This window comes from Streptomyces sp. NPDC037083, assembly GCF_055606485.1.
In genome coordinates this window covers 90,192-115,869 of record NZ_JBVJSQ010000004.1, presented here as the reverse complement: position 1 = coordinate 115,869, position 25,678 = coordinate 90,192, and the positions used below count along the sequence as shown (strand labels likewise).

General features: G+C 71.9%; 20 protein-coding genes and 1 pseudogene. 16 read left to right on the top strand and 5 right to left on the bottom strand.

Features of this window, described 5'->3' with window-relative positions; translation table 11 throughout:
• Positions 1-44: 44 nt before the first annotated feature.
• On the top strand, positions 45-1,724 hold the full coding sequence (locus tag ACZ7DE_RS12660; RefSeq protein WP_470760303.1) for a rhamnogalacturonan lyase B N-terminal domain-containing protein: 1,680 nt from the start codon (positions 45-47) through the stop codon (positions 1,722-1,724).
• A gap of 7 nt (positions 1,725-1,731) precedes the next feature.
• Here ACZ7DE_RS12660 and ACZ7DE_RS12655 read toward each other — a convergent pair whose 3' ends face one another.
• Entirely contained in the window at positions 1,732-3,144 is a 1,413-nt protein-coding gene (locus ACZ7DE_RS12655; protein ID WP_470760302.1) for an RICIN domain-containing protein, read from the bottom strand.
• Positions 3,145-3,579: 435 nt separating this feature from the next.
• On the opposite strand from ACZ7DE_RS12655, the gene ACZ7DE_RS12650 reads away from it, so the two are divergent.
• Both ACZ7DE_RS12650 and mmuM read left to right on the top strand, forming a co-directional pair.
• On the top strand, positions 3,580-5,799 hold the full coding sequence (locus tag ACZ7DE_RS12650; RefSeq protein ID WP_470760301.1) for an autotransporter: 2,220 nt from the start codon (positions 3,580-3,582) through the stop codon (positions 5,797-5,799).
• 129 nt (positions 5,800-5,928) lie between these two features.
• Positions 5,929-6,879 (top strand): homocysteine S-methyltransferase, encoded by a 951-nt coding sequence (gene mmuM / locus ACZ7DE_RS12645; RefSeq protein ID WP_470760300.1) that lies wholly within the window; start codon positions 5,929-5,931, stop codon positions 6,877-6,879.
• 591 nt (positions 6,880-7,470) lie between these two features.
• Here mmuM and ACZ7DE_RS12640 read toward each other — a convergent pair.
• A pseudogene (locus ACZ7DE_RS12640) lies at positions 7,471-8,964 on the bottom strand (carboxylesterase/lipase family protein); the annotation flags it as partial.
• 453 nt (positions 8,965-9,417) lie between these two features.
• On the opposite strand from ACZ7DE_RS12640, the gene ACZ7DE_RS12635 reads away from it, so the two are divergent.
• The 4 genes from ACZ7DE_RS12635 (at position 9,418) to ACZ7DE_RS12620 (ending at position 13,075) form a co-directional block, all read left to right on the top strand.
• The gene (locus tag ACZ7DE_RS12635) at positions 9,418-10,431 is read left to right on the top strand and encodes a hydroxyacid dehydrogenase (RefSeq protein ID WP_470760299.1); all 1,014 of its coding nucleotides are present in this window, start codon (positions 9,418-9,420) and stop codon (positions 10,429-10,431) included.
• Between the two features lie 174 nt (positions 10,432-10,605).
• Complete coding sequence (locus tag ACZ7DE_RS12630; protein WP_470760297.1) at positions 10,606-11,649, top strand: LacI family DNA-binding transcriptional regulator; 1,044 nt, start codon at positions 10,606-10,608, stop codon at positions 11,647-11,649.
• Between the two features lie 239 nt (positions 11,650-11,888).
• Positions 11,889-12,521, top strand: coding sequence for a VOC family protein (locus tag ACZ7DE_RS12625; protein WP_470760295.1), 633 nt, complete (start codon positions 11,889-11,891; stop codon positions 12,519-12,521).
• Between the two features lie 158 nt (positions 12,522-12,679).
• A complete protein-coding gene (locus ACZ7DE_RS12620; RefSeq protein WP_470760293.1) occupies positions 12,680-13,075 on the top strand; it encodes a VOC family protein in 396 nt (131 codons plus the stop codon).
• 56 nt (positions 13,076-13,131) lie between these two features.
• Here ACZ7DE_RS12620 and ACZ7DE_RS12615 read toward each other — a convergent pair whose 3' ends face one another.
• A complete protein-coding gene (locus tag ACZ7DE_RS12615) occupies positions 13,132-13,866 on the bottom strand; it encodes a helix-turn-helix domain-containing protein (protein WP_470760291.1) in 735 nt (244 codons plus the stop codon).
• 76 nt (positions 13,867-13,942) lie between these two features.
• Positions 13,943-14,890 carry an AraC family transcriptional regulator gene (locus ACZ7DE_RS12610; RefSeq protein ID WP_470761070.1) on the bottom strand — a complete coding sequence of 316 codons (948 nt, stop codon included), beginning with the start codon at positions 14,888-14,890 and terminating at the stop codon, positions 13,943-13,945.
• Between the two features lie 224 nt (positions 14,891-15,114).
• On the opposite strand from ACZ7DE_RS12610, the gene ACZ7DE_RS12605 reads away from it, so the two are divergent.
• The gene (locus ACZ7DE_RS12605; protein WP_470760289.1) at positions 15,115-15,960 is read left to right on the top strand and encodes an NmrA family NAD(P)-binding protein; all 846 of its coding nucleotides are present in this window, start codon (positions 15,115-15,117) and stop codon (positions 15,958-15,960) included.
• Positions 15,961-16,054: 94 nt separating this feature from the next.
• Here the strand turns inward: ACZ7DE_RS12605 and ACZ7DE_RS12600 are convergent, their stop codons facing one another.
• Positions 16,055-17,236, bottom strand: a complete 1,182-nt coding sequence (locus tag ACZ7DE_RS12600; protein ID WP_470760288.1) for a YihY/virulence factor BrkB family protein — start codon at positions 17,234-17,236, stop codon at positions 16,055-16,057.
• 123 nt (positions 17,237-17,359) lie between these two features.
• Between ACZ7DE_RS12600 and ACZ7DE_RS12595 the strand changes: the two genes are divergently transcribed.
• The 8 genes from ACZ7DE_RS12595 to ACZ7DE_RS12560 all read left to right on the top strand — a co-directional run bounded on the left by ACZ7DE_RS12595 (position 17,360) and on the right by ACZ7DE_RS12560 (position 25,675).
• The gene (locus ACZ7DE_RS12595) at positions 17,360-19,009 is read left to right on the top strand and encodes an acyl-CoA dehydrogenase family protein (protein WP_470760286.1); all 1,650 of its coding nucleotides are present in this window, start codon (positions 17,360-17,362) and stop codon (positions 19,007-19,009) included.
• A 343-nt stretch (positions 19,010-19,352) separates the two neighbouring features.
• Positions 19,353-20,639, top strand: a complete 1,287-nt coding sequence (locus ACZ7DE_RS12590) for a helix-turn-helix domain-containing protein (RefSeq protein WP_470760284.1) — start codon at positions 19,353-19,355, stop codon at positions 20,637-20,639.
• Between the two features lie 157 nt (positions 20,640-20,796).
• The gene (locus ACZ7DE_RS12585; protein WP_470760283.1) at positions 20,797-22,134 is read left to right on the top strand and encodes a hypothetical protein; all 1,338 of its coding nucleotides are present in this window, start codon (positions 20,797-20,799) and stop codon (positions 22,132-22,134) included.
• A gap of 17 nt (positions 22,135-22,151) precedes the next feature.
• Complete coding sequence (locus ACZ7DE_RS12580; RefSeq protein ID WP_470760281.1) at positions 22,152-22,724, top strand: GNAT family N-acetyltransferase; 573 nt, start codon at positions 22,152-22,154, stop codon at positions 22,722-22,724.
• Positions 22,725-22,874: 150 nt separating this feature from the next.
• Complete coding sequence (locus ACZ7DE_RS12575; protein ID WP_309486338.1) at positions 22,875-22,958, top strand: putative leader peptide; 84 nt, start codon at positions 22,875-22,877, stop codon at positions 22,956-22,958.
• Between the two features lie 127 nt (positions 22,959-23,085).
• Positions 23,086-24,783: a nitrite/sulfite reductase gene (locus ACZ7DE_RS12570; RefSeq protein ID WP_470760279.1), complete on the top strand. Its 1,698-nt coding sequence runs from the start codon at positions 23,086-23,088 to the stop codon at positions 24,781-24,783.
• Positions 24,780-24,968 carry a hypothetical protein gene (locus ACZ7DE_RS12565; protein ID WP_470760277.1) on the top strand — a complete coding sequence of 63 codons (189 nt, stop codon included), beginning with the start codon at positions 24,780-24,782 and terminating at the stop codon, positions 24,966-24,968. The genes ACZ7DE_RS12570 and ACZ7DE_RS12565 overlap by 4 nt, the downstream gene beginning before the upstream one ends.
• Positions 24,965-25,675 (top strand): phosphoadenylyl-sulfate reductase, encoded by a 711-nt coding sequence (locus ACZ7DE_RS12560; RefSeq protein ID WP_470760275.1) that lies wholly within the window; start codon positions 24,965-24,967, stop codon positions 25,673-25,675. Before ACZ7DE_RS12565 ends, ACZ7DE_RS12560 begins: the two co-directional genes overlap by 4 nt.
• Positions 25,676-25,678 lie beyond the last annotated feature (3 nt).

Sequence of the window (25,678 nt, the reverse complement as noted above, 5' to 3'; positions counted from 1 at the left end):
CTCAGGCACCCGCACCCCCACACCTCCCGAAGGAGGCACCCCCCATGTCCGGATCCGAGAGCCACAGGCCGGTCCGACGCCGCACCTTCGTCCTGGGCACCGCAGCCGCCGGCTCGACGGCCCTCGCCGGGCCGCTCGCCGTGCCGGCCGCCGCGGCCGCCTTCGGCTACACCGACGACGGCTCGAACTACGTCGTCGACACCGGCGCCGCCCTGGTCTTCAAGGTCGCCAAGACCACCGGCGACCTGACGTCGCTGGTCTACCGGGGCACCGAATACCAGGGCTACGGCGGCATGCACTCGCACATCGAGTCGGGCCTCGGCAGCTCCACGGTGACGATCGCGCGGTCCGGGTCGACCATCCTGATCTCGGTCACGCACGGCACGCTCAAGCACTACTACGCGGCCCGCAGCGGCGAGAACAACATCTACCTGTGGACCAACAAGGCCGACGCGTCCGTCTCCGCGACCCGTTACATCGTGCGCGTCAAGGCCGGCCGGTTCCTGAACGACGAACCCGACTCCTACACCTACACGAGCAGCACCATCGAGGCCTCCGACGTCTTCGCGAAGTCCGACGGCCAGACGCGTTCCAAGCACTACTCCCGGCTGCGCGTCATCGACTACGACCACATCGGCTGGACGTCGGGCGGCGTCGGCCTGTGGATCGTGCGCAGCAACCACGAGAAGGCTTCCGGCGGCCCTTTCTACCGCTCCCTCCTGCGCCACCAGAGCGCCGACGGCGGCGGGCTCTACGAGATCCTGTACTACGGCCAGAACCAGACCGAGGAGCAGCGCTTCGGCCTCCAGGGCCCCTACGTCATCGCCTTCACGGACGGCGGCGCGCCCTCCTCCTCGCTCTTCCCGGGGACCCTGACCACGCCCTGGGCCGACTCGCTCGGCATCTCCGGATACGTCGGCGCGAGCGGTCGCGGCCGGGTCGCGGGGGTCGGCATCACCGGCCGCGACACGGCCTACCCGTACACGGTCGGGCTCGCCAACGCGTCCGCGCAGTACTGGGGTTCGGCACGATCGTCCGACGGCTACTTCTCGATCGCGGGGGTCCTGCCCGGGACGTACACGCTGACCGTCCACAAGAGCGAGCTGGCGGTCCACAGCACCCAGGTGACGGTGTCCGCGGGCGGGACGACCACCCTCAACTCGATCGCCATCCCGTCGTCGAACGACCCGAGCAACGCCAGTGCGATCTGGCGGATCAACGACTGGACCGGCACGCCGAGCGGGTTCAAGAACGCCGACCTCATGACGTACGCACACCCGTCGGACGTACGCGCCGCCGCCTGGACCGGCAACGTGGTGATCGGCAGCGGCAGTGAGACCTCCGCGTTTCCGTGCTACCTCTGGAAGGACGTCAACAGCGGTCTGCTCGTCCACTTCAAGCTGACCGCGGCCCAGGCCGCCGCCGCGCACACGCTGCGCATCGGCGTGACGACGGCCTACGCCAACGGGCGGCCGCAGGTCGTCGTGAACGACGCCTGGACCTCGGCCATCCCCTCCCCGCCCACCCAGCCGAGCACCCGGTCCCTGACGAACGGGTCCTACCGGGGCAACAACCACACGTTCACCTACAGCGTTCCGGCGAGCGCCTGGCTCACGGACACCAGCCGGTACAACGCACTGAAGATCAACGTGGTGAGCGGTTCGGGGTCGGCCTCCTACCTCAGCGCGGGCACCTCGATCGACGCGATCGACCTGCTGAACTGACGTCCACTCACGAACCGCGCGTCCACTGCTGATTGGCACCCGCGTTGCACGTGTAGGTGATGACGACGGCGCCGTTGGCGGTGGACGCGCCGTTCACGTCCAGGCACTCGCCGCTCGCCCGGGACTTGACGTTGACGTAGCTTCCCGAGGTCGTCAGCGACCACTGCTGACTGGAGGCCGTCGCGACGCAGTCCTCCTGGCTGACCGTGCTCGCGTTCTCCTGCACGCACAGGGAGCTGTTCCTGACGACCAACTGGTAGTAACCGCCTCCCACCGACTTGAACCAGTACTTCTGGTTGTTGCCGCCGTTGCAGTCGTACTGTTTGATCTGCGCTCCCGCCCAGAGGGACTGGCTGGTGACGTCCGCGCACTTGCCGCTGTGCCGGGCGATGAGCGTGTTGTACGTGGCGCTCGTGCCGGTGACCGTTCCAGCGGCCGTGTCGAGGGTGATTTCGGGGGACCAGGACATCGACAGCGTGGTGGCGGTCGGGAAGGTCAGCGGCAGCCAGACGTAGCGGGAGTCGTTGACGGTGCCGCCGAAGGAGTCGCCCCAGCGGTCGCCCAGGTAGAGGTACGACGTGCCCGAACTGCCCTGCACGGGAAGGACGTAGGCGGTCTGGGAGCCGTAGGCCGTCGAGTCACCGACGTTCGTCATGGCCGACCAGGGGCCGGCGAGGGAGGTCGCCGTCGCGTACTGCTGCTGGTTGGGGCTCCAGCCGGTCGCTCCCGAGGTGAGCATGAAGTAGACGCCGTTCCGCTTGAACAGGGCGGGCGCCTCACGGTGGCCGCCGTGCCAGGGATCGGCGACCAGGCCGGCGATGCCGGTGTAGTCGGCCGTGAGCCGGTAGATCTGCAGGTCGTAGTTCTCGCGCGCCGCCGAGACCATGTAGCCGGCGCCGTCGGTGTCCACGAAGACCGTGATGTCACGGGACATGTGCTGGTTCAGCGGCCGGAAGCTGCCCTGCCAGGCGTAGTTCCCGTCGACGGTGTCCGACACCGCGACGGCGGCCCGGGCCTCGCTGTAGTCGACGCCGTTCTCCTTGTGCATCCACATCACGAACTTGCCGGTGGCGGCGTTGTACATGACCTTGGGGCGCTCGATGTTGGCGGTGGCCAGTTCGGGGGCGCTCGACCGGGTCAGGACGTGGTTGCGGAACTCCCAGTTCTTCAGGTCGGTGGAGCGGTAGGCGTCCACGTACCGGAAGGTGTTGTCGGCGTTGCGGTCCTCGCCGAACCAGTAGTAGTAGGAGCCGACTTTGAGGACGCCTCCGCCGTGAGCATGCACCGCGCTGCCCGAAGTGTCCGTGAACGGGGTGCCGTTGGCCACCGTCACGGCTGCCGCCCGGGCAGGGCCCGCGACGGCGAGCGCGCCGGCCAGCGCCAGACAGAGGGCGAGCAGGGTCGCGTACGTACGTCTCATCCGACGCACTCTCCTTCACGGTGTCGGCGACGGGGACGCCGAGGTCGGGGTGCTCTCCGGCGTGCGGCCGGAGGTCTGGATCCGGGTGTGGCGCTCGACGAGTACGCCCCTCCGGCCGTCGCCGTGACGGTGGTCGCGGGGATCGGCGCGGCGGGGGACGCACGGGTCGGGCACAGGGGTAGTCGGGGTGCAGGTGTCGCCTCGCGAGCGAGGGACCTTCGGGGATGTTCGGGACTGTGAACGGCATGTGGAATGACGAACGCCGAAAAGGTAAGGGCGGGTTACGGGCAGGTCAACGGGTCGGACGGGACTTGATGGAAAGCCCTTTCCGGCGGATTCCGGCCGGACAGTGGCTTTCCGGACGCGCCGACACCCCGTCGACACTCGGGTGAAGCGATTTCTGTTATCCGGGTCGCCGGGACACGTCTCCGAGGTGTGCGCACCAAGCCCTTCCACACCTCGGCCGCGGCCTTCGGCGCCCTCGCGGCCGTCGCGGCCCTTCTGGCCGTCGCTCCCCCGGCCGCGGCCGACGAGGTCCGTGACATCACCGCCGACGTGCTGGCGGACCGCGACGTGACCCTCACGGGCGACGCGGCGGTGACCGTGCCCGGCGGGACGACGACGTACGACGGTGTCCTGCGCGGTCAGGGAACGCTCACCGTCCGCGGCGGGGGGACTCTCGTCCTCAGCAGGGACAGCGATTTCACCCTGCCCACCGCACGCCGGCGGCAGGTGGTGCGCACGCAGGGCGGCAACCATCCGTTCACGACGGTCAGCAACCCCGATCCCCCCGCGATCACGGTGGAGCGCGGGACGACCCTGCAGTACGGCACCGGCGGAGGGACCGGCCTGATCGGGCACTTCCCGTACGACACCCCCGGCTACCGTCTCAACCAGCTCAACATCCGCGTCGACGGCACGCTCCGCCTGTCACTGACCCGAACCTTCAACATCGGCACCATCAGCGGGTCGGGGCTGGTCACCCAGCCTCGCAACATGTGGGGCACGCTCGACCTGGCCGGCACGCACCCCTTCACCGGGGTCATCGACAACGGCACCGGCATGGCGGTCGGCCGCCCCGAGTTCCCGGTGTCGCTGCCCAACGCCCGGGCCATCCTCAACCAGGGCTCCTGGATCATCGACACCCCGCTGAACCGGACGATCACCCTGCGACAGGACTTCTACCAGCGGCAGTACGGCAGCGACGTCAACGTCCACACCCGGCCGGGCAGCAAGGTCGTCCTCACCGGCCAGTACAGCTACAGCGACCGGGGAGGCGACACCGCGCCCTCGCTCAGCGATCCGGACCTCAACTGGCGCGCGGTGCCGCACCGGTCGAACAAGCGCGGCACCAACATCGAGGGCGCGGACGTGCAGTGGGGTGACGGCACCACGCACAGGATCTTCATGCCGGGAACCAAGGACACGGTGTACATCAACCTGCACGAGGCCGGCGGACGGCGGTCCCTGCTGACGTTCGACTACAACGGGCCGGTCACTCTCGGCGCGGCGATCGGCGGCGGCAAGTACCACGACACGCTGGCCTCGCCGGGCGCGGGCGACGTCGTCATCGCCGGGACGAAGGGAAACGACGTCACGTTCGCCGCCGCGCAGTACTACGACGGATCGACGACCGTGCAGAAGGGGGCGGTTCTGCGTCTGGGGTCGGCGCAGGGGGACGGCTCCCTGCTCACCGGAAGCGACCGGCGGCGGATCGTGAACGACGGCACACTCGTCGTGAACAACACGAAGGCACCGGTCTCGCTGTCCCGCCTCGGGGGCAGCGGCTCGCTCGTCCAGTCGGGGTCGGCGACGACGACCCTGACGGGATCCGCGGTGACCTACACCGGAACGACCACGGTCGCGCGCGGAACCCTCGCGCTCAAGGACGGGGCGACCCTCTCCAACAGCAGAGCGATCCGGCTGACGTCGGCAGCGGCGCGACTGGACACCGGCGGGCCTGCGCTACGGGTGATGAGCAGCCTCAGCGGCAGGGGAACCGTGAAGGGCGCCGTGTCGAACGGGGGTGTCGTCATGGGCGGGTTGACGGTCACCGGCGCCTACACGCAGAGCGAGGAGGGGCAACTGATGCTGTCGGACAGGCCCTTGAAGGTGGCCGGCGGGGTCACGCTGGCGGGCGGCCTCGACCTGTCCGCCGCGGGTCGGGCCACCGCGACGAACCGTTCCGGCAGTGCTTCCGCCTCGCAGCCGACCGGAGCCGCTTCCAGTAGGGCTTCCAGCAGGGCGTCCGGCCGGACTTCCGGCCCTGGCGGCGGGACCCGCCCCGGGGACATCACCGTCCTGAACCACACCGGGAGCGCACCCGTCACGGGCACCTTCGACGGTCTGCGCGAGGGCGCCGAGGTGAAAGTCTCCGACACCGTCTACCGGATCAGTTACAAGGGGGGCGACGGCAACGACGTCGTCCTGTCGGCGACGGCCACGGGTCTGTCGGCAGGCGTACCCGGGCGGGCTGCTCCGGGAGCCGCGACCGCCGAGACGCGCCGCGCCGGTGCGGCCGAGTCGGGCGCGTTCGGCTGGTGGCCGTACGTCCTGGCGGCAGGGCTGCTCGGCGGGCTGCTGGTCCCGGCCAACAGGCGCACCCTGGGCCGCGCGCGCCACCGGGGCGGCCGGCACTCCGCACGCAGAGGATGAGCCTCGCCCGATGCCCCGCCCACGGTATGCCCGATCACGTCGGCAGTGCGGCCATTCCACGATGTGGTCAATCTGTTCACACAATGGACTGATCGGGCTGTCCGCCGTCCCTTCGACTAGCGTCGTGACATGACCAGCGACACCAGCGCCCACCCTGCTCCGTTCGCGGAGTCCTCCCTCTCCGCAGCCCTCGCCGCCGGAGCCGTCGTCCTCGACGGCGGCATGTCGAACCAGCTGGAATCGGCCGGGCACGACCTGAGCGACGAGCTGTGGTCGGCGCGGCTGCTCGCCGAGCAGCCGGAAGCGATCACCGAGGCGCATCTCGCCTACTTCGAGGCGGGCGCGAACGTGGCGATCACGTCCAGCTACCAGGCCACGTTCGAGGGCTTCGCCAAGCGAGGGATCGACCACGAGGAGGCCGCCCGGCTCCTCACGCTGAGTGTGGAGCTGGCCCGGGAGGCGGCCCGGCAGGCCCGGCGCAGGGGGGCCGCGCATCCGCTGTGGGTGGCCGCGTCGGTGGGGCCGTACGGGGCGATGCTCGCGGACGGTTCCGAGTACCGGGGACGGTACGGCCTGAGCGTCGAGGAGCTGGAGCGTTTCCACCGTCCCCGGCTGGAGGTGCTGGCCGCGGCCGCGCCCGACGTACTGGCGCTGGAAACGGTTCCCGACGCCGACGAGGCCGAGGCGCTCCTGCGTGCGGTGCGGGGGCTCGGTGTGCCGGCGTGGCTGTCGTACTCGATCGCCGGCGACCGTACGCGCGCCGGGCAACCGCTGGAGGAGGCGTTCGCCCTGGCCGCCGAGGCTGACGAGGTGATCGCGGTCGGTGTGAACTGCTGCGCACCCGAGGACGTGGACGCCGCCGTGGCGACCGCGGCGCGGGTGACGGGCAAGCCCGTGGTGGTCTACCCCAACAGCGGCGAGGCCTGGGACGCGGAGGCCCGCGCCTGGAAGGGCCGCTCCTCGTTCCTTCCCGAACAGGTCCTGGGCTGGCAGGAGTCGGGGGCCCGGCTGATCGGCGGCTGCTGCCGGGTCGGTCCGCAGGCGGTCGCCTCGATCGCCCGTACGCTGACCTCCGCGTAGCCCCCTTCACCGGCCGCCGTCCGCTCTCCGCTCGCCGGCCTCCGCTCGGGACGACGGCCGCTGCCGCTGATCCGAGGATGCTGCCGCTGGTCCAAGGGTCGGCGAGCACGTCTCCCCGGGGCCCGGGCGGCGGCCCGACGACGGTCAGCGCCCCCGGACTCCCCCGGCGCGACGCAGCCGCCGCACCGCTGATCTCAGTTCAGCACCGCGTGGAGGCCTGCTGAGCAGCGGGTCCGAGGTCGCCGCCGTCCCGCCGACGGGTTCGCCCGGGAGGACGGCTCCTGCTGCCGGGGCCGTCCACAGCGCCAGCTCGCGGTCGCGCGGGCCGTAGGCGGTATACGCGGTACGGCCGACCTCACGTCGCACGTCAGCGCCGGCCTCCCGGCCGCTGCCGACCGGGCGCCGACGGACACGGTCGACCGCATCCCGGTCGCCGTCGGTCTCGTGGGTGTTGGCGTCGGCCGCATCCCGGTCGCCGTCGACCTCGGAGAGAACGGCGTCGGCCGCGTCCCAGTGGCGGCCGACCTCGGAGAGAACGGCGTCGGCCGCGTCCCGGTGGCGGCCGACCTCGGAGAGAACGGCGTCGGCCGCGTCCCGGTCGCCGTCGACCTCCTCGGGAGTGGCGTCGGCCGCACCCCTCCGCCGGTCGCTCTCGCCGAAGACGCGCACCGGATGCGTCATGTCCCAGGCCTCCCAGCCCGGGTCGCCTGTCGAGGCGAACCGCGTCCACGCCTCGTGCATCGCGTCGGCGAGTTCCTGCGGCGCCCCGTCCCCGGCGAGCTTCGCGGACTCGGGAGTCTCGCCGGTGTCGAACACGAAACCGAGTTCGAGGGCGTGGCAGGCGCCGAGACCGGGCCGGAGCGAGGGCCAGGCGAACTCGTACACGTAGGACGCCCCGGGACGGGCGTCGGCCAGTTTCTGCAGCGGGAGGCGCAGCAGCTTGTCGGTGACCATCTGTCCGACGATCTCGGCGGTGCCGTCCGCGGGACGCTGGGCCCGGTAGCCCCGCGGCACCTCGTGGCCGCAGTGGCAACGGGCCATGGCGCCGGCGAGAGCGACGGGGCCCAGACGGTCGACGCGTTCCAGCAGGCCGCCCGGCACCAGCCAGAGCCGGTACTCGTCGCGTGTCCAGCCCAGGAGCAGGTCGATGCCGCAGGCGACGTCCCCCTCGACGAGTGCCCGCAGGGGGTCGCGCGGGACGAGGTCGCCGTCGACCACGATGCCGAAGGCGGGCCCGCCCAGGACGGGGCTGCTCAGCCTGCCGACCTCCGCCTGGGTGCTCAGCAGCAGGTCGCGGTCGACCTCGGCGAAGGCCTCGGCGGTGGCGGGGATCTTCAGCCGGCTCGCCATGCGGCGCACCATGCGCCGCACCTTGTCCCGCGCGGAGGCCTCCGGCGCTCCGCTCTGCAGGACGGCCCGCCGGAACAGGCCCTGCGCCTGCGGGGCCGCGATCAGTGCGCCGACGCTGATGGCGCCTGCGGACTGTCCCGCCAGGGTGACCCTGTCGGGGTCGCCGCCGAACGCCCGGATCGACCGGTGAACCCATTCCAGCGCGGCGAGCTGGTCGCGCAGGCCGGGGTTGGCGGGAGCGTCGGGGAACAGGCCGTATCCCTCCACGCCCAGCCTGTAGTTGATCGACACGAAAACGATCCCGTCCCGGGCGAACTTGGCTCCGTCGTACACCGGCACGGCCGAGGATCCCCTGGTCAGGGCCCCGCCGTGCAGCCAGACGAGGACGGGCAGCCGAACGCCCGACGTGGGCTCGGGCGTCCAGACGTTGAGGTTGAGGACCTCGTCCCCCGGCACCGCGGGGTCGGACAGATACTGGGCGAAGGCCTCGGAGTACGGCGGTTTCGGCGACGTAGGGCCGAAGGCGCCCGCGTCGCGCACGCCGTCCCAGGGCTCGGGCGGGACCGGCGGCCGGAACCGGCGGGGTCCGAAAGGGGGCGCCGCGTACGGGATCCCCCGGAAGACCGCGACGCGGTCCTCGTATCTTCCGCGTACCGCCCCGTAGGGGGTTCTGACGACGGGGTCGGGGGCCGACTCCGCCTGGGCCTCGCCCGCTGGATTCCGGTCTGCTGCCATCTGCTCACCAGCCCTTCGCCGCGCTCTCGCGCCGGTAACACCAGAGCACCACAAGAGCGCGCGGTATTCCGACGCACGAGCCGGTCGCGGGGCTGTTCGGCGTACGTCAGGGTGCCGGAACCAAGCTGGTCGCAGCCGCCGCCGGCGGACCGGCCGCGGTCTCCGCCGCCGCCCTCCGGGGTGACACGCATCCGAATTCGCCGACCGGGCACCAGGCTCCGGACTCCAAGCTCCGGGCTCCAGGTTCCGGACGCCATGCTCCGGGGCCCGGGGCCCGGGCCCCGGGCCCCGGGCCCCGGGCCCCGGGCTTCGGGCCCCGGGCTTCGGGCTTCGGGCTTCGGGCTTCGGGCTTCGGGCTTCGACGACCGTTCCGACCGATTGACCGTGCGTTCACCTCACACCTACGGTGAGAAACCGCTTGCAGGAACGTTTCCCACGCGCCCCGGGAGAGTCATGCCCAGTGCCCCGCCGCCCAGGGCCGTGTTCGCCATGGATCCGGTGCACCTCCCCCTGCTGTTCCCGCCGCACGTGATGGCCAGACTGCGCCGGACGGCCGAGATCGACCCCGCGTTGGTCGTGCGCGACTTCTCCGATCCCGCCGCCGCGACGGCGCTGGCCGACGCGGAGGTCCTGATCACGGGCTGGGGCTGTCCCCGCCTCGACACGAGCGCTCTCGCCTCGACGCCCCGGCTGCGCGCGGTGCTGCACGCCGCGGGCTCGGTGCGCCCGCTCGTCGGCGAGGCCCTGTGGACACGTGGGGTCACCGTCTCCAGCGCGGTCACCGCGAACGCCGTACCGGTGGCCGAATACACCCTCGCGATGATTCTGCTCGCCGGCAAGGACGCCTTGGTCCACCGCGAGCGGTTCCGTCGCACCCACGTCCCGCCGGCCCCCGCCGAGACCGCGGCCACCGGAAATCTCGGCCGCAGGGTCGGCGTCATCGGCGCTTCGCGGGTGGGACGGCGCCTCCTGGAACTGCTGCGCCCCTTCGACTTCGACGTCCTCCTCCACGACCCGTACGTGGACGCGGCCGAAGCCGCCGAACTCGGCGCGCAGCTGCTCTCCTTGAAGGATCTCCTGCGGCGCAGCGACATCGTCAGCCTGCACGCGCCGGACATCCCCGAGACCCGCCACATGCTCGACCGCCCCGGACTCGCCCTGATCCGGGACGGCGGTGTACTCATCAACACGTCACGAGGCGCCCTCGTGGACCATGTCGCCCTCACCGACGAACTGGTCTCCGGTCGGCTGCACGCGGTGCTCGACGTCACCGACCCCGAGCCGTTGCCTGCCGACTCGCCCCTGTACCGGTTGCCGAACGTCTTCCTGACCCCTCACATCGCCGGGTCCCTCGGCAACGAGCTGGAACGGCTGGGCAGCATCGTCGTCGACGAGTTCGGGCGACTGGTCGACGGAGCACCCCTGGACCACGAGGTGCGCCAGGCCGACCTGGCGAGGGTGGCCTGATGCGCGGGCGGCCTGAGGCGTCCTGAGGCGTGGGCGGTCCGGCTCTTCCCGCCGCGCCGAACCGCACCTAGGATAGCAAGCGCTTTCTGCGGGCCGCCTGTCACTGGACCGGCTCAGAAAGGGCGCTGGTCGAACTTTCACTGGCCCTCGGGCGGGCCGGAGAGGTGGTTCCGGATGGTGCGCACCGCGAGTGCGAGCGCGACGGCGGGGCCGACCCTGGCGGTCGTGGCCCGCGAGGCGGGGGTGTCCGTGCCGACCGCATCGAAGGTGGTCAACGGGCGGGAGGACGTCGCTCCCGAGACCCGGCGTCGGGTCACGGAGGCGCTGGACCGCCTCGGCTACGTGCGCAGACCCCGCTTCGACTCGGGCAAGCCACCCCGGCTGGTCGACCTCGTCGTGCACTCGCTGGACAGTTCCTGGTCGGGCGCGGTGCTGCACGGGGTGGAGGACGCGGCGCACGACGCGGGGCTGGACGTGGTCGTCTCAGCGGCCCTGTCCCGCACCCGCGTCGATCGCCCGCAGCGCGGCTGGCTGGACAAGCTGACCTCGCGCGGTTCGGCCGGAGTCCTCTTCAACCTGGCCGAGTTGACGGGCTCTCAGTACGCGTGGCTGGAGCAGCACCGCATCCCGTTCGTGATGATCGACCCCGTTCTCGAGCCTCCGCCCGGGGTGGTGTCGGTGGGTGCGGCGAACTGGCAGGGCGGGGTGACGGCGACCGAACATCTGCTGGCGCTCGGCCACGAGCGCATCGCCGTGATCGCGGGGCCGAGGCGCAAGATGTGCAGCAGCGCACGGGTCGCCGGCTACCGGTCGGCGCTGGCCTCGGCCGGCGTCACGCACCGCCCCGAGTACCTCCGCGACGGCGGCTTCGACGAGTCCGTCGCGCACCGGCGCATGCACGAGCTCCTCGACCTGCCGGCGCCGCCGACAGCCGTCTTCGTCTGCTCCGACCACATGGCCCTGGGGGTCTACCGCGCCCTGGCGGAGCGGGGGTTGCGGATTCCGCACGACATCAGCGTGGTCGGTTTCGACGACCTGCCCGAGTCCCGCTGGACCACCCCGGCCCTGACCACCGTCCGTCAGCCGCTCGCGGAGATGGCGGCGACGGCGCTGAGGATGCTGGTGCGGATGATGGACGGCGATCGCCCGGAAGGCACCCGGACGGAGCTGTCCACCCGGCTCGTGCAGCGGGCGAGCACGGCGCCGCCGCGAGACTGACGGCCACGCCCTCCCGAGCTCGTCCGTCGGCGCCTCATCCGTCCGCCCGCCACCAGGCACCGTGCGCCATGCGTCGCGCACGGGCGACCGCTCCCATCGGGCTACGCGAGCGGTTCCTGCGTCTGCCGATTCCCGCGCGGTTGCGTTCGGCCGGGAGCCGTGTGGAAGACGCGCCCCCGGCCCTGCTCAGGGCACCACACCGGACGTGAGGTCGCGCTCAAGCGCTAGGCTCGTGCGGGATGAACACCATTCCCGCACGACTCGATCACATCGTCCTCGCAACGCCGGATCTGGCGGCGACGGTTGCCGAGTTCACCCGGCGCACGGGAGTGGTCCCCGCACCGGGCGGGGTACATGTGGGACTCGGGACCCGCAACTACCTGGTCGGGCTCGGTCACCGCGCCTACCTGGAGATCATCGGCCCGGATCCGGAGCAACCCACGCCGTCGCATGCGCGCCCCTTCGGGGTGGACGGGCTCGCCTCGGCGCGGACGATCACCTGGGCGATCAGCCCGCCCGACCTGGACGCGGCGGTCGCGGCCGCCCGGGCCCGGGGGTACGACACCGGCGACGTGCGGGAGATGAGCCGACGACGTCCCGACGGCACCCTGCTCCGGTGGCGGTTGACCGACGGCGGCGCTCCTCACCCGTCCGGTCTGGTGCCCTTCCTCATCGACTGGGGCTCCACGACCCACCCTGCCGCGTCGGGTCTGCCCGCCACCCCCCTGCTGGAACTGACCGCCGCCGCTCCCGACCCCGATGAGATCCGCCCTCTGCTGACCGCGCTCGGGACCGAGCTGCGCCTGACGGAGGGCCCGGCGGGCTTCTCGTTCACCCTGGACACCTCCAACGGGCCGGTGACGTTCGTCTGACCTCCGACGGGCCGGTGACGTTCGTCCGACCTGGTACGGCACGACCGGGGAGCCCCAGGGCAGACGTGGCGCCGGGTGGGACGCGGGCATCGGGTCACCCCGGTAGTGTGTCCGTTTCTTTCAAGACCGGTTCCACCGGCGCCGCCTACCGTGGCCGTATGAGTCCACGTCTCGATGCCATCGGCCTGGTCGTCTCCGACATGGCCGCCTCCGTCACCTTCTACCGTCGGCTCGGGTTCGCCTTCCCGGAGGGCGCCGAGCACGAGCCGCACACCGAGGCCGAACCTGCCGGGGGTCTGCGGCTGTTGCTGGACACCCAGGAGACCGTCCGTTCGTTCCACCCCCGGTGGCGGCCGCCGTCCGGGGGCAGCCGGATGTCACTGGCGCTGCGCTGCGACACACCGGACGAGGTCGACACCGTGTACGAGCAGCTCGTGGGGGCCGGTCACCGGGGCGAGCTGAAGCCGTGGGACGCCTTCTGGGGCCAGCGGTACGCCGTGGTGCTCGATCCCGACGGCAACGGCGTCGACCTCTTCGCGCCGCTGCCCCGATAGGGGCCGGCCCGCCCGACAGGGGCCCGAGCCCCGGGACCGGCCGCCCACGACGCGACTCACGGGCGCCTTTGCCCCAGCGGGTCCCGTGACCGCGACGATCCGTCGGACCCTCGGTCCGGGGACAGCAGTTCACCGAGCGTCAGGCCGCTGAACTCCCTCACGTCCCGCGAGAGATGGGCCTGGTCGGCGTAACCGGATCGCGCCGCGGTGTCCGCGTACGGCAGGCCCGTCCGGGCCAGCCCGAGGGCCCGTTGCAGACGCAGGATCCGGGCCAGCGTCTTGGGTCCGTAGCCGAAGGCGGCCAGGGACCGCCGGTGCAACTGGCGTGCGCCGAGGCCGAGTTCGTCGGCCGCCGCGGCCACGGCACGGCCCGCGGCGAGGGCGGTGACGAGTCTGCGCAGTGCGGGCTCGGGTGGCGCGGCACGCTCCAGCGCCAGCGTCTCCAGGGCCGCCGCGGGGTGCGGCGACGCGGCGATCCGGTCGCTCAGCCGCCGAACCTCCGACGTCGGCCAAAGATCGGCCAACTCCACACGCAGGTCGCGCAGTTCGTGGGCCGGCACGCCGAGAAGAGCGGGCGCGGAACCGGGAAAGAAACGGACGCCCGCCCAGGGAGCGGGCGGGCCGCCGGGAACGTACGCCCGGGTGTCGGGTCCGGCGACCAGGAGCCTTCCCTCGCTCCACAGCAGGTCCATGCAGCCGTCGGGCAGCACGAGGTGCGCAGCGGGCTCCGTCGACGGCGTGCTCGTCCACACCACCGCCCCGGCCAGCCGGGAGGCCCTCTCCTCGTACACACGCGCCAGCCTACGCCGCCGACCACCGGGGCACGGTCTCTGCGATGCCTCGCCGGTCGGCCCCGCCTCCAGCCTTCTAGGGCGCCCTCCTCCGGTGTTCCTGCGGGCTGATCCCGTAGACCCGTTTGAAGGCGCTGGACAGGGCGAACGCGCTGCCGTAGCCGACCTGGCGGGCGATGGCGGCGATCGTCTCGTCGGTGTCGCGCAGCCGGTCGGCGGCGAGGGCGAGACGCCGGCCGGTGAGGTAGGTCATCGGGGGCTCGCCCACGAGGTCGGTGAAACGGCGGGCCATGGCCGCCCGGGAGACGCCCGCCTTGGAGGCCAGGGAGGCGACCGTCCAGGGATGCGCCGGGTCGTCCTGGACGAGGCGCAGCACACGGCCCACGACGGGGTCGGCCAGCGCCTGGTACCAGGCCGGCGCCGCCGCCTGCGGGCGGGAGAACCAGGCCCGCAGCGCGGCGATGACCAGGAGGTCCAGCATGCGGTCCAGGACGACCTCCTGGCCGGGTGCGTCGCGGACGATCTCCTCCAGGAGCAGCGGGGTGAGCGGGCACTGCCAGACGTCGGAGGCGAGGGTCAGCAGCGGGGGCAGCGCGTCGAGCAGCCGGCCGCTGATCTCGCCCTGCATCAGGTACGTGCCGATCAGGACGACCGTGGAGCCGTCGAGGCGGTCGCCCCAGGTGCGCACGCCCAGGTCCATGGAGCCGTTCAGGAGACGTCCGTCGGGGTAGGCGCACTGCCCGCCGGGGAGGATCAGCGCCTGCGGAGGCGTGCCGGGCGCGTCGGCGCAGGTGTAGGGGGCCGGGCCGCGGGCGATGGCGAGGTCGCCGGTCCGCAGTCGGACGCCGTCCCCCTCGTCCGGCACGACCCATCCCTCGCCGCGCACCATGAGCATCACCGTAAGCGGCGCGCGGTCCTCGACCCGCACGCCCCACGGGGGGTCGAAGCACGCACGGATCATGAGGGCGCCACGCGCGCGTGGACCCTCCAGCAGGCCTGCGAGGGGGTCCCCCCGCGTGAGCATGTCCGAGCCTGGGGGAGCGTCCATGCGGCCAGCGTAGACGCGCGCTTATGGGAACGAGCCGTTCAGCGATGGGACCGTGCGGCGCACGGCAGTTGACTGAGGACATGACGCAGAACACGACACAGAACCAGACGCAGGACCAAGCGCAGGACCAAGCGCAGGACCAGGCGCAGGACCAGGCTCGGCGAACGACGCGGAGCACGAGGCAGGACACGGCGCGGGACATGCCGCGGAAGCAGAGCGCCGCGCGGCGGACGACGGTGGTGGTGACCGGCGCGTCCGGGCGCACGGGCAGCCGGGTGGCGCAGGCCGCCGAGGCGGCCGGCATGGCCGTGCGAGCGGCTTCGAGGGCCCAGGGGTTCGACTGGTACGACGGCTCGACATGGGCGGACGTCCTGCGCGGCGCTGACGCGGCGTACCTGGTGTGTCCGACGGACGTGGGCGCCCCGGACGCCGCCGACGCCGTCTGCCGGCTGTGCCGGGACGCGGTCGGGCTCGGGGTGCGGCGGCTCGTGCTGCTGTCCGCGCGGGGCGAGGAGCGGGCGCTGCCCACCGAGGAGGCGCTGCGGGCGTCGGGCGCGGACTGGACGGTCGTACGAGCCGCGTGGTTCGCGCAGAACTTCAGCGAGGGGCCGCTGGTGGAGGGGCTGCGGCAGGGCGGGGAGCTGGTGTTTCCGGGCGGGGAGGTCCAGGAGCCGTTCGTCGACCTGCGGGACGTCGCCGACGTGGTGGTGAAGACGCTCACCGACGGCGACCGGTACGTGGGGAGGACGCTGGAGGTGTCCGGGCCGCGGCTGCTGACGTTCCGGGAAGCGGTCGAGGAGGTCGGCCGGGCGGCGGGGCGCGAGCTGTCGTACACGCCGGTCCCGGCGCGTCGCTACGGTGAGCAGTTGACCGGATTCGGGGTGCCGCCGGAGGAGGCGGCGTTTCTGGTGGAGTTGTTCGAGTCGTTGCTGGACGGGCGCAACGCCCGGCTCTCGGACGGGGTCCGGGAAGTGCTCGGCCGTGCGCCGCGCGACTTCCGGGAGTTCGCGAGGGAGGCGGCGGCGACCGGCGTCTGGAAGGCGTAGCAGCGACTTTCCGGGGACCGCCCCCGGGTTTCCTTGTCCGCGGATTCCCGCCGCCGGGGCCGCCGCGCTCCGGGAGACGGCGTCTGCGGGCGGATCACTTCTCCGGGGGCTCTTCCTCCCCGTTTCCGGCGTCCGTGCCATTCGCCTTCGGGGAACTCTTCACATGGGCCCGGAACCGTCCCGTCACGTCCTCCGGCGGGAGGAAGCGCGACCATCGCTCGGGGAACTCCGACGGCATGTCGGGGTCGTCCGGATCCTCGTCCTCGTGGGCGCGCGCCGCGGCCACGCGGGCGACGTACTCCGCGGCCTCCTCCTGGCGCTGCCGCTCGTTGGCGGCGCGGGCGGCGGCGGTCGCGGCGGCCGGCCAGACCCGGTCGATCGCGGCGTTGACAGCGGCGCCGACCAGCACGGCGAAGGCGGACACGCCGATCCACAGCAGTACGGCGACGGCGGCGGCGAGGGAGCCGTAGATGGTGGCGCCCTCGATCGTGTTCGTGAGGTAGATCCGCAGCAGGAAGCTGCCCAGCACCCACATGGCGAGGGCGACGAGCGCGCCCGGCACGTCCTCGATCCACGGGGACCGCACGGGCACGGAGACGTGGTAGAGCGTCGTCAGGAACGCCACGGACAGGACGATCACGACCGGCCAGTACAGCACCTGCACCACGGTCGTCGACCAGGGCACGATCCGCACCACCGCGTCCGGTCCCGCGACCATCAGCGGCAGCGCGATCGAGCCGATCAGCAGGCCGGCGACGAACAGCAGAAACGCCACCAGCCGCGTCTTGACGATCCCGCGCACGCCGTCGAGGCCGTACATCACGGTGATGGTGTCGATGAAGACGTTCACCGCGCGCGATCCGGACCACAGGGCGAACAGGAAACCGATGGAGATGACGTCGGGGCGACCGCCCTTCATCACGTCGTCGAGGATCGGCTGGGCGATCTCCCGCACGCCCTTGTCGGACAGGACGGTGCGGGAGGCCTCGATGAGGTTGGTCTCCAGGCTGGTGATCGTGTCGGTGCCGGTCCAGTCGTCGACGTACCCGAGCAGACCGATGAGGCTGAGCAGCAGCGGAGGCACGGACAGCAGCGTGAAGAAAGCGGCTTCCGCGGCGAGCCCGAGGATGCGGTACTCGATGCAGGAGTTGACGGTGTCCTTCAACAGCAGCCAGGCGGTCCGCCGCTTGGAGACGTTCCGGTAAAGGGCACGCGCCCGGTGGAGACGCCCTGCGGGGCTCCCGGGTTGCTCGGGTGAGTGACTTGCTGGCTGCACGCCCTAAAGGTATCCGCCGTTCGGGGCTGCACTCACCTCCGGCAAGGCTGCCTCACCGGGCCGGGCCACGGCGCGCGGGCCCCGGAGGGTCATGACCTCCGTACCCGGGGGTAGGTTCGGGCCATGGCAGGCATCACGCACACGGTGACCAACCAGCCCCCGCCCCTGACCGGGTACGACGTCTACGGCGCCGACCAGGCGCTGGTGGCGGCCGTGGAACGGCACCTGGGTCCGGAGTCGGTCGACGAGGCGCGCGGCGAGTTGTCGGCGCTCGGCCGGGCCGCCGGATCCGCCCAGTTGCAGGAGTGGGCGGTGCAGGCCGACCAGTACCCTCCGAAACTGCGTACGCACGACCGGTACGGCGAGCGCGTCGACGAGGTGGACTTCCATCCGGCCTGGCACCGGCTGCTCGGCAAGGGCGTCGGCGCCCATCTGACGGCCGCCTGGGCGCGTCCTGGCGGGCATGTGCGGCGGGCGGCCGCGTTCCTGGTGTGGACGCAGGTCGACGCGGGCACCTGCTGTCCGCTGTCGATGACCCATGCCGCGGTGCCCGCGCTGCGCGCGGATCCGGAGCTGGCCGCCGAGTGGGAGCCGCGGCTGACGTCCACGGTCTACGACCGTGAGCTGCGTCCGGCCCGTCTGAAGGCCGGAGCCCTGTTCGGGATGGGGATGACGGAGAAGCAGGGTGGCAGCGACGTACGGGCGAACACGACGGTCGCAACCCCTCTGGCCGAGGCCGGGACGTACGAGCTGACCGGGCACAAGTGGTTCTGTTCGGCCCCGATGTCGGACGGTTTCCTGGTGCTGGCCCAGGCGGCCCCGGGGCCGGGCGACGGCGGGCCGACGTGTTTCCTCGTCCCTCGCGTCCTCGAGGACGGCACGCGCAACGTCTTCCGCCTCCAGCGGCTCAAGGACAAACTGGGAAACCGGTCCAACGCCTCCGCCGAGGTCGAGTTCGACGGGACGTGGGCGCGCCGGGTCGGTGAGGAGGGGCGGGGGGTCCGCACCATCATCGACATGGTGGCGGCGACCCGGGTGGACTGCGTGCTCGGGTCGGCGGGGCTGATGCGGCAGGCGGTGGCGCAGGCGATCCATCACTGCACCCACCGTGCGGCGTTCGGCGGGAAGCTGGTCGACAAGCCGCTGATGCGCAACGTCCTGGCCGATCTCGCGGTCGAGTCGGAGGCGGCCACCACGCTCGCGCTGCGGCTGGCCGCGGCCTACGACGACGGCGGCGACCAGGAGCGGGCGCTGCTGCGGATCGCGATTCCGGCGGCCAAGTACTGGGTGACCAAGCGGTGTGCGCCGCTGGTGGTGGAGGCGTCGGAGTGCCTGGGCGGAAACGGCTACGTGGAGGAGTCGGGGATGCCCCGGCTGGTGCGCGAGTCGCCGCTGAACTCGGTCTGGGAGGGCGCGGGCAACGTCCAGGCGCTGGACGTGCTGCGGGCTCTGCGACGGGAACCGGAGGCGCTGAACGCCTATCTGCAGGAAGTGGGGCAGGCGCGCGGGGCCGATCACCGGCTGGACGGCGCGATCAAGGGGCTGCTGACGGAGCTGGCGGATCTGGACGGCGTCGAGGGACGGGCCCGGCGACTGGCGGAGCGGTTCGCACTGGTGCTCCAGGGTGCGCTGCTCGTGCGATTCGGGCCGCCGGAGGTCGCCGACGCGTTCTGCGCCTCGCGACTGGGCGGGGACGGGGGCGCCGCCTTCGGGACGCTGCCGCACACTCTGGACCTGGCGGCGATCGTCGAACGGGCCGCGCCTCGGCAGTGACCGCTCCGACCTGGGAGCACCTGCGGAAACGTGCGGAAATCCGGGGACAGCAGGAAGCGGGGGTGATGCTGCGCCGACACGGCACCACCCCCGCCGCAATGGCCCTGCGAGGCCAGAATCGCCGCTCGGGACGGCGTGGCTCAAGTTTCAAACAGTCTGTGGACGTTCACCAGGGTTGCAGGGGGTTGCAACTTGTCAGTGGTTGTGACCGGACTGTGCCCCTCCGTCACGCGCGGACGGCAAGATGGGGGGCTTCAGCAAGACCGGAAACAGTCGGCACGGAAACTTGACACCCGGTCGTCCGCCTGTGTGCTCCCCGGGAGGCCCAGTGGTGATGCCACCGATGAACGTGCCGCAGCTCGCGGCCGTCGACGCCGCACGGGCGGCGCGGGTGCTCAACGAGGTGCGCGACGCCCGGCTCGCCGGCCAGCAGGCCCGCGTCGCCCCGCGCCCGGTGATCGAGCAGTCCTGGGAGCGGATGCTGCGCAGCGGCGTGGATCCGGAGCACGACTTCAGGGCAGGTCTGCTCAGCGCCGACGAGGTGCGGCGACGGCGGGAGGAGTCGCCGTTGCGGGAGGTCCTGCCGGTACTGCGCGAAGGGCTGCTGTCGGTCGCGGACGTCGCCCACCACATCATGGTCGTCGCCGACGAGGAGGGCCGCGTGCTGTGGCGCGAGGGCTGCAACCCGGTGCTGCGCAAGGCCGACGGGCTCGGTTTCGAACTGGGCGCGGACTGGGGCGAGGCAGTGGTCGGCACCAACGGCGTGGGGACGCCGGCGGTGGTGCGCCGACCCGTACAGGTGTTCGCCGCCGAGCACTTCGTGCGCTCGCACACGGCCTGGACGTGTGCGGGCGCCCCGATCACCGACCCGCGCAACGGGCGGCTGCTCGGCGTGGTCGACGTCAGCGGGCCGCTGGAGACGATGCATCCGGCCACCCTCGCCTGGGTCGACTCGGTGGCCAAGCTCGCCGAGTCCAGGTTGCGCGAGAAGCACCTGAGTTCACTGGAGCGGTTGCGTGCGGTGGCGGCGCCGGTGCTGGCCCGGCTGGGCGGCCGGGCGGCGGCGGTGGACGCGGAGGGCTGGACGGCGGCGGTGACCGGCATGCCGTACGCGAGCCGGATCGCGCTGCCCAAGTCGCCCTCGCCGGGCCGTCGGTGGCTGCCGGCGCTCGGGGTGTGCTCGATCGAGCCGCTGGCCGGGGGTTGGCTGGTGCGGTCGGTGGACGAGACCGCCGAGCCGCTGCCGCGCGACGCGACGCGGATCGCGCTGGACCTGAGCCGGTCCCGCCGCTGGTCGGTGACGGTGTCGGGGGAGGCCGGCTCGTGGTCCCACGAACTCAGTCCCCGTCATGCCGAGTTGCTCTATCTGCTGGCGGCGCACCGCGGCGGCCGCAGCGCGGCGGAACTGGCCGAGGACATGTTCGGCGACCCGGCCCGGACGGTGACGGTACGGGCGGAGATGTCCCGGGTGCGGCGGTATCTGGGGGGATTTCTGGAGCACCGGCCGTATCGTTTCTGCGAGGATGCCGAGGTCGAGGTGCTTCTTCCGGCCGATCCTGAGCGCCTGCTGCCCCACTCGGCCGCGCCCGCGGTGGTGAGAAACCGGATGTCGGCACCGCGGCAACCATGACTCACCCGGATGCTTCCGGCGGCGTCTTCCGCATATTTGCGCGGACTTCGTCCTCAGGGGTGGCCGACTGCCGTAGCATCCCTCTACGGGTCACCCCACCTGCTCCTCGGTCAACGTACGGATCATCAGGCGCAGTTGGCCCGCCTCGGGAGGACGAATGAGACATCGCGGCCGACATCGCCGACGCAGGCGAGGCAGGGCACTGCGGGCGTTTCTGTCCGGCACCGCCCTCGCCCTCACCGCCGCCGCCACCATGATCAGCGTTTCCCAGGCGACGGTCACCGATGACGGACCGGGGGGCCTGAAGCCGCTCACGGCGTCGGCCGAGACCGCAGAACTGCAGCTGAGGGAGCATGCGGTGCCGCGGGCCGCGCTCGACCGGCTCGCCGCCGGGATGGGCCGGCCGGTCGGCGTCAGCGCCGTGCTGGACGAGGCCGACCGCGCCCTGCGGGACGCCATCGACTGCTCGGGCGCCGAACGCAGAGCCCTGCCCGTCTCCCCCTCGGCCACCCGTGCGTACTGCTGGAACACGGACGACACCGAGGGCTGGCAGCCGGGCGCGGTCACCACGTCGGGGGACGCGGACGACGACGGCGTCTGGGGCGCGAACCGGGTGATCCTGTCCGGGTGGTCGCGCAGCGGGGGCCCGGCGGCCGACCGCGGACTGGCCAGGGTCGGCTTCGTGAACGCGGGCGACCTGAACCACCCCTCCTACGCCTGGGCGCTGCTCGCCGTACCGGTCGACGGCGGACGGGACTACCGGGGACTGGTCTCCCATGTCTCCGGGATGGTCTGGTACCAGGACAAGCTGCTGGTCACCGCCGACGACGGGGACCGGGCCGCGCTGTACGTCTACGACATGAACCGCGTCCAGCGCGCCACCGTCGCCGGGGACGCGGTCGGCCGGGTGCCGGGAGGCTGGTCGGCACACGGTTACCGGTTCGTGCTGCCGGCCGTCGGTTCCTACGAGCTGAGCGGCGGCGCCGACGCCCCGCACCCCGCAACCGTTTCGCTCGACCGCAGCACCGCGCCGGACAGCCTGGTGGCGGGCGAGTGGACGCTCGACGACGGGGACCGGGGCGCCCGCCTGTGGCGCTACCCCTTCAGCACCGCCCCCGGTCACGCCGGGCTGCTCGCCACGGGCGCCGACGGGCGGGTCCGGGCCTCGCAGGCGTACGAGACGAAGGTGACCGGAGTGCGGGGCGTGCTGTCCTACGGCGGCCACTGGTACGTGACCCGCGCCGCCGGCCCACAGGACCGGCACGGAACTCTGTGGCGGCAGACGGCCGACGGAGCCGGCGGCCCGGACGACGGGGCGGACGGCAGGACCGACGGGGCGAGCGCCGCCGTGTGCGGCACCGCGGAGACGCACAGCTGCTGGAGCCCTCGGACGGAGTCCCTTTCCTACTGGGAGGCGACGGGCGAGGTCTGGACCCAGTCGGACCGGACGCTCTTCGCACTGCCGCTGGCCTCGATCGACAGAACGACGGAGTAGATGATTCCCTGACGGGCATGACCCACATCCCCGTGACCACCTGGTCCCTGGAGCAGACCGACCCGACCGACCTCCTCCCGGCCGCCGCGCCCGAGGGCGACGTCAGGATCGTACGCTCCGAGGTCCCCTCCCCCGAGTTCAGCCGTTTCCTGTACGCGTCCGTGGGCGGGGACATCCGCTGGATCGACCGGCTGCGCTGGACGTACCCGCAGTGGCAGGAGCACCTGGCGCGTCCGGGGGTCGAGACCTGGGTCGCGTACGACCGGGGCACCCCGGCGGGGTACGTGGAGCTGGAACCGCAGGACGACGGGGTCGTGGAGATCGTCTACTTCGGTCTGATCCCGGCTTTCCGCGGGCGGCGGATCGGCGGTCATCTGCTGTCGTACGGAGCAGCCCGGGCGTGGGACCTCACGGACCGCTGGCCCGCGCTGCCGCAGACCAAGCGGGTGTGGCTGCACACCTGCAGCCTGGACGGCGAGCACGCGATGGACAACTACCAGCGGCGCGGTTTCAAGCTGTTCGACACCAAGGTCGAGGAGCAGCTCGAGGTGTCCGCGCCGGGCCCCTGGCCTGGCGCCCTGCCCGCCTGACCGGCCGCCCATACCCGGACTGACCTGCACGGACAAGAGGTGTCGCGGATCATGTGATCGACGCCACCCTCGTCTCGGATGTCGGGACAAGGGTGTCCGCATCGCGGACGAAGCTGGACTGTGTCCAGATCGCCGTGACACGCTTTCGCCATGTCCGGAACTGGAATTGCCTTGGTGAGTCGGCGGCACGTCGACCTCGGCCGCATGTCCAGCGCCATCTGTCCGGCGAGCTGACGAGCCGCAGCACCGCCGACGTCTCCGCCAGAGCCTCCCACCTGCGCAATGATGCGCACGTTTCTCCCATGCGCCCGTACGCGCAGGTCAGAGCCGCTTCCCGCCTGTCCCGAAGGACGTATCACCCATGGCCGCCACCCCGCAGAACCCTGCCGCCGCGACTCCCCGCCGCAAGGTGAGCCGTCACCGCGGCGAGGGCCAGTGGGCCGCGGGGCATCACACCCCGCTGAACGGCAACGAGCAGTTCAAGAAGGACGACGACGGTCTCAATGTGCGGACACGCATTGAGACGATCTACTCCAAGCGGGGCTTCGACTCCATCGACCCCAACGACCTGCGCGGCCGCATGCGCTGGTGGGGCCTGTACACCCAGCGCAAGCCCGGGATCGACGGCGGCAAGACCGCGATCCTGGAGCCGGAGGAGCTGGACGACCGCTACTTCATGCTGCGCGTGCGCATCGACGGCGGTCGGCTGACCACCGAGCAGCTGCGCGTGATCGGCGAGATCTCGCAGGAGTTCGCGCGCGGCACGGCCGACATCACCGACCGGCAGAACGTCCAGTACCACTGGATCCGGATCGAGGACGTGCCCGAGATCTGGAACCGCCTGGAGGCGGTCGGCCTGTCCACCACCGAGGCCTGCGGTGACACGCCCCGCACCATCCTCGGCTCGCCCGTCGCCGGCATCGCCGCGGACGAGATCATCGACGGCACCCCGGCCATCGAGGAGATGCACCGCCGCATCGTCGGCAACCCGGCCTTCTCGAACCTGCCCCGCAAGTTCAAGACCGCGGTCTCCGGTTCGCCGCTGCTGGACGTGGCGCACGAGATCAACGACGTCGCCTTCGTCGGCGTGAACCACCCCGAACACGGCCCCGGCTTCGACGTGTGGGTCGGCGGCGGCCTGTCCACCAACCCGAAGATCGGCGTGCGGCTCGGCGCGTGGGTCCCGCTGGACGAGGTCCCGGACGTCCACGAGGGCGTCGTCTCGATCTTCCGCGACTACGGCTACCGGCGGCTGCGCAACCGCGCCCGGCTGAAGTTCCTGCTCGCCGACTGGGGCGCGGAGAAGTTCCGTCAGGTGCTGGAGGACGAGTACCTGAAGCGCAAGCTGGTCGACGGTCCCGCCCCCGACCAGCCGGTCGCCCGCTGGCGCGACCACGTGGGCGTGCACCGCCAGAAGGACGGCCGTTTCTACGTCGGTTTCGCCCCGCGCGTCGGCCGCGTGGACGGCACGACCCTCACGAAGATCGCGGAGCTCGCCGAGGCGCACGGCTCGGGCCGGGTGCGCACCACCGTCGAGCAGAAGATGATCGTCCTCGATGTCGAGGAGGCACAGGTCGAGTCGCTGGTCGAGGCGCTGGAGGCGCTGGACCTGACCGCCAAGCCCTCCCCGTTCCGGCGCGGCACCATGGCCTGCACCGGCATCGAGTACTGCAAGCTCGCCATCGTCGAGACCAAGCAGCGCGGCTCCACCCTGATCGACGAACTGGAGCGCCGCATCCCGGAGTTCGACGAGCCGATCACCATCAACCTCAACGGCTGCCCGAACGCCTGCGCCCGTATCCAGGTCGCGGACATCGGTCTCAAGGGCCAGCTGGTCCTCAACGACCGGGGCGAGCAGGTCGAGGGTTACCAGGTCCACCTGGGCGGCGCCCTCGGCCTGGAAGCCGGCTTCGGCCGCAAGGTCCGCGGTCTGAAGGTCACCGCGGACGAGCTGCCGGACTACGTGGAACGCGTGCTGAAGCGGTTCCAGGCCGAGCGCGAGGACGGCGAGCGGTTCGCCGCGTGGGCCACCCGGGCCAGCGAGGAGGCCCTGTCATGAGCGAGCGGGCCGCCCCCTTCCACTGCCCCTACTGCGGCGACGAGGACCTCCGGCCGAGCGAGGCCGTGGAAGGCGGTCACGGCGCCTGGGAATGCGCGGCGTGCAACCGCGCATTCCAGCTGAAGTTCCTCGGGCTGCTCGCCCGGGGCGTTCGGCGCACCGACACGGGAGGGGACCGGATATGACGACCGTTCAGGAAGGCCGTTCGACCGAGGAGTTGAAGGCGCTGGCCGAGCAGGCCGGCCGCGACCTGGAGGACGCCTCCGCCCTGGAGATCCTCCAGTGGGCGGTGGACACCTTCGGCAAGCAGTTCTGCGTGACGTCGTCCATGGAGGACGCCGTGGTCGCGCACCTGGCGTCCCGTGTCCTCAAGGGCGTGGACGTGGTGTTCCTCGACACCGGTTACCACTTCCCCGAGACCATCGGCACCCGGGACGCGGTGGAGGCCGTGATGGACGTCAACGTCATCACGCTCACCCCGCGTCGGACGGTCGCCGAGCAGGACGCCGAGTACGGTCCGAAGCTGCACGACCGCGATCCCGACCTGTGCTGCAAGCTGCGCAAGGTGCAGCCGCTGGAGGAGGGGCTCAAGGCCTACCGGGCCTGGGCCACCGGCCTGCGGCGCGACGAGTCGCCGACCCGGGCGAACACCCCGGTCGTCGGCTGGGACGACAAGCGGCAGAAGGTCAAGATCTCGCCGATCGCCCGCTGGACCCAGGACGACGTGGACGCGTACGTCACCGAGCACGGCGTCCTGACCAACCCCCTGTTGATGGACGGTTACGCGTCCGTCGGGTGCGCACCCTGCACCCGTCGGGTCCTGGAGGGCGAGGACGCGCGCGCCGGCCGCTGGGCGGGACGGGCGAAGACCGAGTGCGGGCTGCACGGCTGACCG

Coding starts and splice junctions, on each gene's coding strand:
- ACZ7DE_RS12660 (WP_470760303.1), top strand. CDS start 45: ATGTCCGGATCCGAGAGCCACAGGCCGGTCCGACGCCGCACCTTCGTC.
- ACZ7DE_RS12655 (WP_470760302.1), bottom strand. CDS start 3,144: ATGAGACGTACGTACGCGACCCTGCTCGCCCTCTGTCTGGCGCTGGCC.
- mmuM (WP_470760300.1), top strand. CDS start 5,929: ATGACCAGCGACACCAGCGCCCACCCTGCTCCGTTCGCGGAGTCCTCC.
- ACZ7DE_RS12635 (WP_470760299.1), top strand. CDS start 9,418: ATGCCCAGTGCCCCGCCGCCCAGGGCCGTGTTCGCCATGGATCCGGTG.
- ACZ7DE_RS12630 (WP_470760297.1), top strand. CDS start 10,606: ATGGTGCGCACCGCGAGTGCGAGCGCGACGGCGGGGCCGACCCTGGCG.
- ACZ7DE_RS12625 (WP_470760295.1), top strand. CDS start 11,889: ATGAACACCATTCCCGCACGACTCGATCACATCGTCCTCGCAACGCCG.
- ACZ7DE_RS12620 (WP_470760293.1), top strand. CDS start 12,680: ATGAGTCCACGTCTCGATGCCATCGGCCTGGTCGTCTCCGACATGGCC.
- ACZ7DE_RS12610 (WP_470761070.1), bottom strand. CDS start 14,890: ATGCTCACGCGGGGGGACCCCCTCGCAGGCCTGCTGGAGGGTCCACGC.
- ACZ7DE_RS12605 (WP_470760289.1), top strand. CDS start 15,115: ATGCCGCGGAAGCAGAGCGCCGCGCGGCGGACGACGGTGGTGGTGACC.
- ACZ7DE_RS12595 (WP_470760286.1), top strand. CDS start 17,360: ATGGCAGGCATCACGCACACGGTGACCAACCAGCCCCCGCCCCTGACC.
- ACZ7DE_RS12590 (WP_470760284.1), top strand. CDS start 19,353: ATGAACGTGCCGCAGCTCGCGGCCGTCGACGCCGCACGGGCGGCGCGG.
- ACZ7DE_RS12585 (WP_470760283.1), top strand. CDS start 20,797: ATGAGACATCGCGGCCGACATCGCCGACGCAGGCGAGGCAGGGCACTG.
- ACZ7DE_RS12580 (WP_470760281.1), top strand. CDS start 22,152: ATGACCCACATCCCCGTGACCACCTGGTCCCTGGAGCAGACCGACCCG.
- ACZ7DE_RS12575 (WP_309486338.1), top strand. CDS start 22,875: ATGTCCGGAACTGGAATTGCCTTGGTGAGTCGGCGGCACGTCGACCTC.
- ACZ7DE_RS12570 (WP_470760279.1), top strand. CDS start 23,086: ATGGCCGCCACCCCGCAGAACCCTGCCGCCGCGACTCCCCGCCGCAAG.
- ACZ7DE_RS12565 (WP_470760277.1), top strand. CDS start 24,780: ATGAGCGAGCGGGCCGCCCCCTTCCACTGCCCCTACTGCGGCGACGAG.
- ACZ7DE_RS12560 (WP_470760275.1), top strand. CDS start 24,965: ATGACGACCGTTCAGGAAGGCCGTTCGACCGAGGAGTTGAAGGCGCTG.